The organism is Candidatus Zixiibacteriota bacterium (genome assembly GCA_036480375.1).
In the GTDB taxonomy this organism is placed as follows: Bacteria; Zixibacteria; MSB-5A5; order GN15; family JAAZOE01; genus JAZGGI01.
Window position 1 is genome coordinate 139,116 of sequence record JAZGGI010000028.1, and the last position, 12,819, is coordinate 151,934.

The 12,819-nt window shown below is 44.8% G+C and carries 10 protein-coding genes; 1 reads left to right on the forward strand and 9 read right to left on the reverse strand.

Features of this window, described 5'->3' with window-relative positions:
- The 5 genes from V3V99_08980 to purM are packed head-to-tail and all read right to left on the reverse strand — an operon-like array spanning position 1 to position 7,295.
- On the reverse strand, positions 1-954 hold the full coding sequence (locus V3V99_08980; GenBank protein MEE9442787.1) for a GNAT family N-acetyltransferase: 954 nt from the start codon (positions 952-954) through the stop codon (positions 1-3).
- On the reverse strand, positions 951-3,158 hold the full coding sequence (locus tag V3V99_08985) for a hypothetical protein (GenBank protein MEE9442788.1): 2,208 nt from the start codon (positions 3,156-3,158) through the stop codon (positions 951-953). The genes V3V99_08980 and V3V99_08985 overlap by 4 nt, the downstream gene beginning before the upstream one ends.
- Positions 3,131-4,678: an apolipoprotein N-acyltransferase gene (lnt, locus tag V3V99_08990; protein ID MEE9442789.1), complete on the reverse strand. Its 1,548-nt coding sequence runs from the start codon at positions 4,676-4,678 to the stop codon at positions 3,131-3,133. The genes V3V99_08985 and lnt overlap by 28 nt, the downstream gene beginning before the upstream one ends.
- A gap of 3 nt (positions 4,679-4,681) precedes the next feature.
- The gene (gpmI, locus tag V3V99_08995; GenBank protein MEE9442790.1) at positions 4,682-6,205 is read right to left on the reverse strand and encodes a 2,3-bisphosphoglycerate-independent phosphoglycerate mutase; all 1,524 of its coding nucleotides are present in this window, start codon (positions 6,203-6,205) and stop codon (positions 4,682-4,684) included.
- Between the two features lie 49 nt (positions 6,206-6,254).
- The gene (purM, locus tag V3V99_09000; protein MEE9442791.1) at positions 6,255-7,295 is read right to left on the reverse strand and encodes a phosphoribosylformylglycinamidine cyclo-ligase; all 1,041 of its coding nucleotides are present in this window, start codon (positions 7,293-7,295) and stop codon (positions 6,255-6,257) included.
- 122 nt (positions 7,296-7,417) lie between these two features.
- Between purM and V3V99_09005 the strand changes: the two genes are divergently transcribed.
- A complete protein-coding gene (locus V3V99_09005) occupies positions 7,418-8,245 on the forward strand; it encodes a class I SAM-dependent methyltransferase (GenBank protein MEE9442792.1) in 828 nt (275 codons plus the stop codon).
- 5 nt (positions 8,246-8,250) lie between these two features.
- On the opposite strand, the gene V3V99_09010 is transcribed toward V3V99_09005, so the two are convergent.
- The 4 genes from V3V99_09010 to metG are packed head-to-tail and all read right to left on the reverse strand — an operon-like array spanning position 8,251 to position 12,795.
- A complete protein-coding gene (locus V3V99_09010; GenBank protein ID MEE9442793.1) occupies positions 8,251-9,237 on the reverse strand; it encodes an RluA family pseudouridine synthase in 987 nt (328 codons plus the stop codon).
- Positions 9,238-9,289: 52 nt separating this feature from the next.
- Positions 9,290-10,081, reverse strand: coding sequence for a 16S rRNA (adenine(1518)-N(6)/adenine(1519)-N(6))-dimethyltransferase RsmA (rsmA, locus tag V3V99_09015; GenBank protein MEE9442794.1), 792 nt, complete (start codon positions 10,079-10,081; stop codon positions 9,290-9,292).
- Positions 10,081-10,851: a TatD family hydrolase gene (locus tag V3V99_09020; protein ID MEE9442795.1), complete on the reverse strand. Its 771-nt coding sequence runs from the start codon at positions 10,849-10,851 to the stop codon at positions 10,081-10,083. Before V3V99_09020 ends, rsmA begins: the two co-directional genes overlap by 1 nt.
- Before the next feature lie 18 nt (positions 10,852-10,869).
- Complete coding sequence (gene metG / locus V3V99_09025; GenBank protein MEE9442796.1) at positions 10,870-12,795, reverse strand: methionine--tRNA ligase; 1,926 nt, start codon at positions 12,793-12,795, stop codon at positions 10,870-10,872.
- Positions 12,796-12,819: the final 24 nt, after the last annotated feature.

Sequence of the window (12,819 nt, forward strand, 5' to 3'; positions counted from 1 at the left end):
CTAACGCCCCAATAATTTCCTAAGCTTCGATTTATTGGTCAGGATTGGATATTTGAATTTGCGGCCGCCCCAACGTTCTTTAAAAAACACTAATCCTTCCGCGTCGGCGGGTGAGGCACCCAGATTAACCGTCAGCACTCCCTGGTTTCGATTATATTTTATTGCATCATAAAGGAGCCGATAGTCGGGGCGGAAATTTCTTTTATCGAAATCCGAAACCGCCTGCCAGTAATATTGAGCCTTGTTATGGATGAAATGAATTTGTGATCCGATTAGCCGATCTTTGACAATTAATCCATTCCAATACAAATTATCAGAGTCTTTCAATTTTTCTACTATCGCTTCATAAAATCTCTTTTCATAAAGCGGCCTGCTTCGTCCATGCCTTAGTTCATTTCTGAGATAAAGAGCGTAGTATTCTTCAAGCCAATGATCATCAGTAATCCTGATGACCTCGCCTCTCGCTTTCTCACCGATTTTGATTTCAGTCATGACTTTTTTGGGAGGAGAAAAATCATTTTCACCGCGAAGATCGAGAATATGGGTTGAGTTCGATTCTGAAGAAAAGCGGCGATTTTGCCAGAATCCGAGGCTATTAGCGTAATCGACAATTATTACCTGGGAAAAACTGTTTTCCGTAAAATAATCAATTAGTCCTCGTCCAAATTGTTCCCTATGATCACTAAGTATATCTTCCGACCAAAGAACCGCTCCATAGGTTCCGTTGGGCATGGAATAAAATGATTTGGCACCCATCCGCCGGGAAATTATTGCGGGCATTCCACACAGAAGTGAATCATTCTCATATCCGCACACAAAAATTCCCCGCCCGGGAATTCCTTTTGCGCATATATCTACCCACTGTAAAGTATGGTAAAAAGATCCGCGCCGCGCCAAGTTCTCCCAACTCGGTTCATCGAGGTAGCGGCGATCTATAATTCGAATTTCTATCATTCGCGGATTAGAAAAATTTTCCCTCGCCCCACTTCACCGTCGCGGGCGGTGATTGTAAATAGATATACTCCGGACGCTACCGGTTGACCGGCGCTATTAAGCCCATCCCACATACCGGTTACGGGAATCTCACGAATCAATTCGCCGGCCGAGGAAAAGATTCTTATCTCGGATAACCCCGAATAATTAAAACGTACTGTTTCATTACCGGTTCGGATAGTATAAGGGTTAGGATAGGCCAGCACTTCATCAACATTATCGGCAGCCAATCTGGCCGGCAGCATCATTTTCGAAATTCCGGCCGGAGTCGAAATCCATAACGCCTTATCATCGGAATCATAATAGATATCGTTGATTACATCCGAGACCAGCCCTGAATTTTTCTCAGTGATATGTTCATAATTTCCGGTCGCTATATCGCGTATCGCTATACCCCGCCCGGAACCGGAATACAGTGTCCCCTGACCGTCAAAACTAATCGCGGTAGTCTCCGGCCCAAAATCAATGGGCAATGTCTCATTGGTGAAGATTACTTCCCCCAGAGATTGATATGACAATCCGAATGCTGTTCCGACCCAAAGCGAATCATATCCATCGACTTTCAAATATTGAATAATATCCGAACCGATACCTGAATTTGCCGAAGTGAATTGCCAGGTAAAATCATCGGCGGCGTAAAACGGCGAGCCATTATACAGGCGAGCGAATATGCCATTATTAGCCGAACCGATATATACCGTTCCCTGACCGCTGGTCACCGTCTCTACCCATTCGGCCTGAATGCCTCCGGTCAATATATAACTTTGCCATTGCTCAAGGTCATAAGGATTAACCGCAGCCAGTTCGCCTTCGGCGGCGCGCAGATTAGCAAACCAGATTGCGTCTCCTGAAAAATGAATATCGGCTACAACAACGAATTGGGGAGCCTCGGCAATACCCGATAAGGCTGAATTATGGTAAGTGAAATGTATAATACTGTCGCCGAGGATACGAAAGGCACCGTTCCCCCAGGTGCCGGCCCAGATTTCACCGAAAGGACCGACTCCAAGACTATATATCCCTCCTACCACAGAATCTACCGAAGTCCAAATACCGTTTTCCAGATACGCCAACCCCGCATTCCAAAAGGCACCCCAGATTTTTCCCTGAGCCGCGACTATTTGACGGCAATCATTGGAGGGCAGACTCCCCACCGGAAAAGGAGTCAATTCATTGCCCTGCTGATAAAAAATACCGTCAACTAATCCCCCATGCCAATAAAGATTATTCGCGTCAATCGTTCCGCACGTAGCATGCGGTATCGATAAGCCGGCTGTCGGCAATCCGGAAACGACGCCATTATAATATATAGAGGAACCGCGAGTGCTATTTATCATGATCGAATCGCCAATAGCCGACAGGTTATAGATCAAAGGATTACCGTACAAATTCAGGTTCGTAAATTCGGGGATAGACTGATTAAATTGATAAACTCCAGCCGGGGTGCCAACGAAGATTTCCCCATTTTTAATAGTTAGCGCTTTTATTGAATCAAACGTGGGGCCGGATAAATCAGATGGCAGATATGATGTCCATCCGGTCGGAGCTTTCAGTTGCCTGATATCAAATCGCGACCCCACCGCCAGCCCGGCATCGGAACCGATCCAGATATTATCTTCATCCAGCGCTATCGTTCGAACCGGTGTATCCCGGTCAATATCTCCAAATCGATTATAAGTATCTAAAACCAAACCTTCTGTCAAATTGTCACCGGGCAGAAAAAGTATTAATCCAGCGCGACTGGCCAACCACAATGAATCACCTCCGGTGACCCCGTCAATATCCTCAATATCGAGAAGAACGCCGTCATTATCGGTAAATAAATATCCATCGGGATTATTCGGATTGGTGAAGTTAACAAGCCGTCCGTGCCCTCCAACCCATAATCTGTTTTTATCATCTATATACAGGCTAAAAAGCTGATTTGTCTGAAGACCGTCGATATTGGAATACGTTTCAAAAGACATATCCTCTGGGTTGATGCGGACCAGACCACCGGTGGTCGCGAACCATATATCCCCATTATATATTACAGCGTCCCTGGTATTACCAAAAGACGTATAAGTTGTCCATTCTCTTATCTCAGCCTTTAATTTTATTGAAAAAAGGCAAATCACCAAGAGCGAGAAAATTACTATCAGGCAGAGGCTTTTTCTTTTATCCATAGTCCAAATAATATAATGCTCAATAATCCAATTAACAACAGGCCAAATTGCCCCAGGATGGGGCCGGTTTTATTAAAAACAGTCAATCCTTGTACCGGTTTCAATTGACCACGGACGATTGTTTTTTCGTACAAATTACTCTTATTGTATATTCGCCCGAAATTATCAACGAAATACGTAAAACCGCTATTAGCGGTGCGGGCAATATAAATATTGTTTTCTATCGCGCGAAATACTGCCATTCCGGCATGTTGATACGGCCCCGATGAATATCCGTACCAGGTATCATTGGTTATATTGACCAGGAAATCAGCGCCGTTTCTAACGTACTGATTGACCAGCTCAGGGAAAACCACTTCATAACATATCAAAACGCCATACCCGCCAAATTCGCTTTCATATACGGGAAGCTCAGTGCCGTGCTCAAAATCAGACCAGCCCAACGAAAGATTCGCCAGCCAGGGAACATATTCACTATAGGGTACCGTTTCAGCGAACGGAACCAATTTATTTTTGTGATACGGTTTGTCATGAGAACCGTCGGCGTTAAAGTGTACTGCCGCGTTATAGCTTTTTACGTTGTCTTTATCCATCCTCGTAAAATCGAGCGTGCCGACCAGCATTGGCGTTTCAACTTTCCGTGCCGTTTGCGCCACCATTCGCGTCAGGCGATATTCCGATAATAAATATGCCGGCGCTGCCGTCTCGGGCCAAATAATTAAATCAGGTTTGCTCTGGGAGAAATCCGAAACGGCTTCAACCGCCAGGGAATCATACAGGAAAAAACTGTACTCCTTATTATCAGGATCCCATTTTTCCTCAATACTCAAACTCCCCTGCAAAAGCGCAACTTTAATTGGACCCTCATTACTCGGCTCCGCCTGAGATAAAACTATTGCCCCATAAATTGTCGGAAGCCCGATCAGAAGTCCGACGATGAAAACGTATAATGGCTTCTTATTTTTCCATGCCTGCCAGAGCAAAATATTGACAACGACCAGGATTATCGTAATGCCGGCGTCCCCGGTGAATTTGCATATCTGTATAAAAGCGGTGTATGCGCCTTGAGTGTAAGACAGGTTTGACCACGGGAAAGCAATCTCCAGTAAAGTTCTGAAGTATTCGACGCCTGCCCACAGAAACGGCAATAATATTAACGCCACTTTTTTTGATTTTCGATAAAGAGCCGAATAAAGAGCAAGCACAAAGGCCGAATAGGAAGAAATAATTCCGATGGCCGCGATTGTTCCCGGAATGGTCACCCAGCCAATCCAATAAAGCGAAAAGCAATGATAGAAAAACGAATAATAATAACCCTGCTTAAACGCCGACCCAAATGGCTTTCCGGATATTATATCCAGAGGCTTAATCAACGCGATCACGGCCAGAAATCCCAGAGGTAAAGGCGGCCAGGCGGCGGCCAAAAGAGCCGCAAAGAATAGTAAATATAATCTTTCCTGGCGCAGGGTTAAATCATCAGGCCAGATAGATTTGGCAATATAATGGAAAATCTTCGGCACCAGCTAAATTAACAGCGACTCGCCGTCCATTTCAATAGGTTTTTTTATATTTAATAGCTGAAGCATTGTCGGAGCGATATCGGCCAATTTCCCTCCCGACCGTAATTTTGCGCCATCAGGTCCGTTGATGAGATGGCAGGGGACAAGATTAGTCGTATGAGCGGTATGGGGCCCGCCGTTTTCGGGATCAACCATCATCTCCGCGTTACCGTGATCTGCAGTTAAGATTCCCATTCCGCCCTTTGATATAAGAGTATCTAATACTTTGCCGACGCAATCGTCAACCGTTTCGACCGCCTTGACCGCGGCTTCAATTATTCCGGTATGTCCGACCATATCACAGTTGGCGAAATTGAGGACAATGACTTCGTATTTGTCAGATTCGATTGCTTCAATAACTCTGGAAGTCACTTCAAGCGCCGACATTTCCGGCTGTAAATCATAAGTGGCGACTTTCGGCGATTGAATCAATTCGCGGTCTTCGCCCGGAAATGGCGTTTCATTTCCACCATTGAAGAAATAAGTGACATGCGCGTATTTTTCGGTTTCGGCAATTCGTAATTGTTTGAGATTATTCTCCGCCAGCAATTCGCCCAACAGCCGTTTCATCCTCCGGGGAGAAAAAGCAATCTCGGGAGTTTTCAATTTCTCATCATAGATGGTCATATTGACGAGATTAACTTTCAGGCCATTATCGGTATCGAGCGTTGGCAAAAATTGGTTGCCTTCAAAGACATGATTAAGTTGCCGCACCCGGTCGGCCCGGAAATTGAAAAACAAAGCCAAATCGCCCGATTGTACCTTGCCGCCTCGGTCATCATAATTCAATACTGTCGGTTCGACGAATTCATCGGTTACGCCCGCCTTATACGAGTCTTTAATCGCCTGAATGGGATTATCGACTTTTTTCCCTTCGCCTAAGGCAATCGCTCGATAAGCCCGTTCAATCCGATCCCAGCGTTTATCCCGGTCCATCCCCCAGTATCGTCCCATAATCGTCGCGATAGAACCAATTTGATATTTTTCAAACATATCCAGCGCCTGCTGAACAAATCCAGCACCGGAAGTCGGCGACGTATCCCGACCATCGAGGAAAGCATGCAGATACAATTCCGGCGTGTTCAAATCCCGGGCTAAACGAATCAGCGCGTCGAGATGATTCATGGAGCTATGCACACAGCCATCTGAAACAAGTCCGATAAGATGCACCGCTTTACCAGCATTTGCGGTTTTCTTGATTGACGATACCAAAACCTCATTCTTGAAGAATGAACCGTCGTCAATGGATTTATCAATCCGAGTAATATCCTGATAGACGACCCGTCCGGCGCCAAGATTCAGATGCCCAACCTCGCTATTACCCATTTGGCCTTTGGGCAATCCCACCGCCAACCCTGAACCATCAATTGGTTCGCCTGGCCACGTGGCAAAAATTTTATCCAGATTCGGTTTTCGGGCCGCAGCCACAGCATTATTTTCTTTTTCGGAACGGAGTCCGAAACCGTCTAAAATGCAGAGTAAAATCATAATTGAATACTATACGTCCGATAAAAGGATGTTTAGAGAAACTTTACTTCTATTTAATGACAACTTCACGAACGCCCTTTTCAACTTCCCCGATTCGATAAAATTCCTGGTTAAGATTCGAAAGGGTTTTCTCGGTTTTGCCCGTGTCAGACTCGTCGACTACCACAATATACCCGATGCCCATATTAAAGGCATCAAACATATCGTTATCGGCAACACTGCCTTGCTTTTGAAGATATTCAAAAATCGGTAAATCAGGCCAACTTTCCACTTTCAGCACAGCCCTGAGATTTTCCGGAATAATCCTGATAAGATTTCCAGCGATACCGCCGCCGGTAATATGAGCCATCCCCTTAACATCAATTTCTTTCATCAGTCGGGTAACCGGTTTTAAATAACTGCGATGTACATTCAATAGCTCCGGGCCGATTTTTCCTTTGATTTCTTCGACATAGGAATCAGCCTGCAATCCGGCCATCTCAAAACATATTTTCCGCGCCAGGGAATAGCCGTTGGTATGCAGTCCCACCGAGGGCAGACCATAGATAATATTGCCAGCAGTGATTGTCAAACCGTCAACGATTTTATCCCGGTCAACCATGCCGACAATCGTCCCCACCAGGTCATATTCGCCGGGATTATAAAAACCGGGAAGCTCGGCGGTTTCACCACCCAGAAGGGGCATATCGTTTTCACGACAGGCAATTGTCAATCCTTCTACAATCTGTGCCACGACTTCGGGTTTTAACACCCCGACTCCAATATAATCCATGAAAAACAAAGGCATCGCTCCCTGAACCAGGATATCATTGACGCAATGATTGACGATGCACTGGCCGACAGTGTTATGAATTCCGGTCATAAACGCCAGCTTCAATTTCGTTCCGACGCTGTCGGTCGATGATACCAGAACCGGATTTTCGAATTTCTCTAATGGCGGTTTATATAAGCCTCCGAATGATCCAATATCCGAAAGCACGTTGTCATTGAAAGTCGTCCGCGCCAGCTTCTTTATTTTATTCAGCGCTTCATCGGCGGCCTGAAGGTCCACTCCCGCCGACGCATAATCGATCTTATTTTTATTTTCCATAGTACCCGCCAAAGTAGTCGCATATAGGTGACTTGTCAAGATAGTAAAAATTCCCGATTGAATAGGTTTTTCAAATTTCTAAATAAGTAGTATATTGCACTCGATTATTAGAGAGGACGTATATGCCTGATCAAAAAAAAGAAAAAGACGTTGACCTTGAAAAGCCCCGTCAAACTTATACTCTCCCACAAATATATGATATCGCTTTTGATTTTCGCGACGTATCCGAAGAGGTTGACTTCCTTTTGGGAATCTCTGAGAAACAGATCGGTCGAAAAGTAAAGTCCGCCTTTGAGATGGCCTGCGGTCCGGCCTATCATACCCGGGAAATCGCACGAAGAGGCGTTGTTTCGGTCGGTTTGGATATCGAACCGGCCATGGTGAAATACACACAAGAATTAATCGCAAAAGAAAATATCAAAGCGGATATTTTTGTAGGCGACATGCGGTCGTTTAAAAGCGATAAGAAATACGATCTCGTATATATGCTGATGGCTTCCTTTGCCCAGCTTTTGACAAATAAAGATATCATTGATAATTTCAATTGCGCAGCCAACTTATTAACTGATGGAGGCATTTATATTATTTCCACCGCTCATCCCCGCGATTTTTATGGGGATGAAAAACCAACTGTCAAGAATACCTGGGAAATGACTCGCGGTGATATAAAGGTCATGACCGACTGGGGCGGAGATGATCAAAAATTCGATGCCTTGACCGAGATTGATGATATTGTTGTTTCATTCGATGTGACTACGCCGGAAGGGAAAAAACGATATGAATTCCCTGATCGATACCGGCGTTGTTCAATTAAGACTTTTGAAGCATTCGTTGAGCTATCGGGCAGATTTGAAATAGTAGATCGCTACGGTGCGGTAGATCCGAAAATAAAACTGTCAAATGCTTCCGAATCCTGGCGATTTGTCCCTATTTTGAAAAAAGTCAAATAATAAATTTAGGCTGCGCAGAATTCCCGTAAATATTTCAATAACCGATCCATGTCTTCAGGTAGATTACTTGAGACAAATATTTTCTTATTCATAATCGGATGAATAAATTCAAGCGATTTGGCGTGCAATGCTTGACGGTCAATCAAAGACAGCAAATGTTTACCGGTTTTTCTGTGGGACGGGTCAATTCCTTTTAACCATTTTTGTCCACCGCCATAATCCGGATCTCCCAGTACCGGCCGGTTAAAATGAGCTAAGTGAACGCGTATTTGATGAGTTCGTCCGGTTTCCAGCCTGATTTCGACATAATCATTTATCCAAAACCTCTTCAGAACTCTATAATGAGTAATTGCATTTCGTGATTTCAAATTTGTAACCGCCATTTTTTTCCGATCGCGCAGAGAACGGCCGATAGGAAGTTCAATCGTGCCTTCTTCTTCGGGCATGTGACCGCAAGTTATGGCATGATATATTTTCTCGACTTCCCGGGCCGCGAATTGCTCTCGCAACCTCCGCGCGGATAAGTCATCTTTGGCGATTACTATTAATCCTGAAGTATCCTTATCGAGGCGATGGATGATTCCCGGGCGATTAAACGAATCATGATCGGATAGCCCCTTAAAATGATAAAGCAAAGCGTTAACGAGAGTATGTGATTTGTTGCCCGCTCCGGGATGAACAACCAGTCCGGCCGGTTTATTGACAACCGCGAGATGTTCATCGTCATAGACAATATCAAGCGGAATATCTACAGGGGTTAAATCCAATTTTTCCGGCGGAGGAATTTGAATAACAATCGTCTCGCCGCCTTTTAATTTATAATTTTTCGATACCGTCTTATCATTAACCCGGACATAATTGGAACTAATCAGATTCTGGATATAAGCTCGCGACAATTCCAGATCTTCCCGAGATGCCAGATACTTATCCAATCTTTGAGGTCTGGATAATTCCTCGGTATTGATTTTTTTTAATTCCGCAGATGTACTCATAAATTGAAGATATGGATTTCCGCCCATTCAAGGCAAGAAATTATGGGCGATATTAAAGCTGTTGAAATATGGTATCCGCCAATTCTATGAAAGCGTCGAGTTCGAGTTGCTCGGCTCTGGTAGTTGATGAATTTGTCAGCTTTACAATTATTTTTTCCAGTTCTGCTCGGGGCAAAGGATACGCTGAATTAAGATTATTCAAAAGAGATTTGCGCTTTCCCGAAAAACTATTTCGGACGAATTTCTCAAACCGCTTTATATCCGAAATCTGATACCGGGAGTCATGCCGGGTAAATCTTACGACTGTCGAATCGACTTTTGGGGGAGGACGAAAAGAGTCGGGAGGCACCGGGCAAATTATTTCGCTATCGAAATACAATGATGTCAAAACCGATATCGTCGAACGAGCTTTTTTGCCCGGCGGTGAGGTCACCCTGTCGGCGACTTCCTTTTGCATCATAAAAACGGCACGGTTGATTTGGGCATGATACATCATCAGCCAATCCATTATCGGAGTCGTGATATTATATGGCAAATTGCCGATGACGGCGAAAATATCCAGTCCCGCTTCCTGCGGATTAACCGTCAGGATATCGGTTTCGCGAACTCGAAAATTTTCTTTGCCCGAAAATTTTTTGGCGAGTCCGGGAGCCAGTCGCCGATCGAGCTCAACCGCGACAATATCGGCTCCGGAATTCACGAGAGGCAATGTAAGCACCCCTTCCCCAGGACCTATTTCCAAAATGGTTTCACCGGGCTGAGGATTTAGCGCCTCGATAATTTGATTGATAATCAGGGGATCGATAAGAAAATGTTGCCCGAGAGATTTCTTGGCTTTAGTCATTACTCAAACATTTCTACCAGCCGAAATAGTTTTTCGGCATTACGAGTCGTTATCTTATCCGCTTCTTCAATACTAATATCTCTCAGTTCAGCCAATCTTTCGCAGACTAATTTAACATAAGCCGGACAATTTCTCTTGCCTCTGTGAGGAACTGGCGTCAAATACGGGCAATCGGTTTCAATTAATATTTTTGTCAAATCGATTTCCCGACCGATATGTGCCATTTTGGAATTTTTGTAGGTCATAACGCCATTGACCGAGACATGAAATCCCACGGAAATTACCCATTCGGCCTGTTCAACTGTTCCCGGAAAACAATGAAACACCCCGGATAACCGGCCAATATAGTTGGATATTATTTCAAAGGCGTCATCGAGCGCTTCGCGAACATGAATAACAACCGGCATTTTGAGCTCAGCGGCGAGGTCAAGCTGTTTTATATAGGCCGCGCGCTGAATCTTGCGCGGCGATAAATCCCGATAGTAATCAAGGCCGATTTCGCCGATGCCAACGACTTTGGGATTCTCGGCCATTTTTCTCATTTCCGTCAGGAATTCATCGGTCAGGGTTTTGGCGTCATGCGGGTGTATTCCCACTGTACAGAATACATTATCGTATTCATTTGCCAGTCGGAATGACCTCCGGGTCGAGTCCATGTCAGCCCCGATATTAATTAGTCGGTCAACTCCGTATTCGGAGGCACGTACGATAACGTCTTCCCTGTCATTATCAAAATCCCGGAAATCAATATGGCAATGAGTATCTATCATAAGAGAATCGAAAATTTATCAACTTATGCCGGCGCCGGGTTTCATCTCTCCGTCAACCGTAACCAGCCTCAGCACACCGTCCTTCCTGGCGGCCAGAAGCATGCCGTTTGATTCTAAACCTCTGATTTTGGCTGGTTTTAAATTGGCGACGAGGATAATATTTTTTCCGATTATTTCTTCCGGATTATAATGCTCGGCGATCCCCGCCACAATCTGCCGTTGTTCCGAACCTAAATCAATTTGCAGTTTTAACAACTTATCCGCCTTCTCAACTTTTTCGGCTATAATCACTCTGGCGACCCGTAGGTTCACTTTGACAAAATCATCAATCTCGATTAGTCCCGATTCATCCGGGGGTTCATTTTCGGATTGTTGTGCTTTGACCAATGTTGGGACCTTTTTGGCATCCAGCCGGGGAAAGATTGAGCCCTTGATATTTATTTTATTCCCACTGGGCAAATCAAACCAGGTACTGGCGGAACGCAACGTCAGGGTATCATCGCTAAGCCCGAAAACTTCCCGGACCTCTCTCATTTTGGCCGGCATTATCGGATACAATAATATACTGGCGATTCGTATCAATTCTGCAGCGGTGTATAATACTCCGCCAACGATATCGAGTTTTCCTTCCCTGGCCAGCTTCCACGGGGCGGCGTTTTCGATAAATTTATTGGTCGCCCGAACCAGGTTCAAAGAATTGTTGATTGCATCGGTTATCCTGAAATTCCGAACATGATCATAGACGGTTCCCGCAAGTTTCTCGGCCATCTCCATCACTTTTTGCTGACCGGGCGTTTCATCGGACGGTTTGGGAATTATGCCGTCGCAGAACTGCTCTGTCATTTTGGCAACTCGCGATACTAAATTGCCCAGGTCATTAGCCAGATCGGCGTTATAGCGAATGACGAATTCCTTTTCTTTTACATCACCGTCAACTCCAAACGGATATTGATTCAATAGCAAGTAACGGGTACCGTCGACGCCGTAAATATCGACCATCGCTTTGGGATCAATCATGTTTCCGGCTGATTTGCCCATCTTTTCGCCATTAACTGTAAAGAAGCCGTGAAGAAAAATCCGGTCCGGCAATTTAATTTTCGCCGCCATGAGCATCGCCGGCCAAAATATTGTATGAAACTTGAGAATTTCTTTGGCCATCAAATGCACGACCTCAGCTTGATTCCACCAGGTATCAAACTGTTCCTGATTATCTTCATAACCAATGGCCGAAATATAATTGGGGAGGGCATCAATCCAAACATAGGCAATTTGTTTAGGATCGAATGGCAGCGGAACACCCCATTTAACGGTTTCACGCGAAATTGAAAAATCAGGCAGATCAATATTTAATAGACCGAGAACTTCTTTGCGCCTCTCTTCCGGCAGAATTACCAGTTCATTCTTTTCGACCATTTGTTTGAGAATCGGGATATACGGTTTGAGGTGGAAAAAGTAATTGCGTTCTTTGAGCGGAGTCGCCGGTTTTTTATGTATTGAGCAATTCCCGTTATCCAAATCCGTTTCCGTCACAAATTTCTCGCAACCGGTGCAGTATAAACCTTCATAGACGCCTTCATAAATAACATCCTGACCATCGGGGGTCCTGGCCTCTTTGAGAATTGTAAGTAGTTTTTGGACCGCCTTAATATGCCGCTCATCTGTCGTCCTGACGAAATAATCATGCTCCAGTCCCAACGTTTTCCAGGTTTCCTTGAAATGCTTAACCACTTCATCGCAAAACTCCTGCGTCGATTTCCCCACGGCCGCGGCCGTATCGGCGACTTTGGAACCATGTTCATCAGTACCGGTCAGGAAAAACGATTTTCTTCCGGCGATTTTGTGAAATCGTGAGAAAAAATCAGCGGCGATTGAAGTATAAGCATGTCCTATATGCGGTTTATCGTTTACATAATAAATCGGCGTGGTGACATAAAAATTTTTCAACGCTACTTTCCTTCCCTTTTAATT

What these genes read in the sequence shown, in the direction of transcription:
- V3V99_08980 (MEE9442787.1), bottom strand. Translation starts at nt 954, where the DNA reads ATGATAGAAATTCGAATTATAGATCGCCGCTACCTCGATGAACCGAGT.
- V3V99_08985 (MEE9442788.1), bottom strand. Translation starts at nt 3,158, where the DNA reads ATGGATAAAAGAAAAAGCCTCTGCCTGATAGTAATTTTCTCGCTCTTG.
- gpmI (MEE9442790.1), bottom strand. Translation starts at nt 6,205, where the DNA reads ATGATTTTACTCTGCATTTTAGACGGTTTCGGACTCCGTTCCGAAAAA.
- purM (MEE9442791.1), bottom strand. Translation starts at nt 7,295, where the DNA reads ATGGAAAATAAAAATAAGATCGATTATGCGTCGGCGGGAGTGGACCTT.
- V3V99_09005 (MEE9442792.1), top strand. Translation starts at nt 7,418, where the DNA reads ATGCCTGATCAAAAAAAAGAAAAAGACGTTGACCTTGAAAAGCCCCGT.
- V3V99_09010 (MEE9442793.1), bottom strand. Translation starts at nt 9,237, where the DNA reads ATGAGTACATCTGCGGAATTAAAAAAAATCAATACCGAGGAATTATCC.
- rsmA (MEE9442794.1), bottom strand. Translation starts at nt 10,081, where the DNA reads ATGACTAAAGCCAAGAAATCTCTCGGGCAACATTTTCTTATCGATCCC.
- V3V99_09020 (MEE9442795.1), bottom strand. Translation starts at nt 10,851, where the DNA reads ATGATAGATACTCATTGCCATATTGATTTCCGGGATTTTGATAATGAC.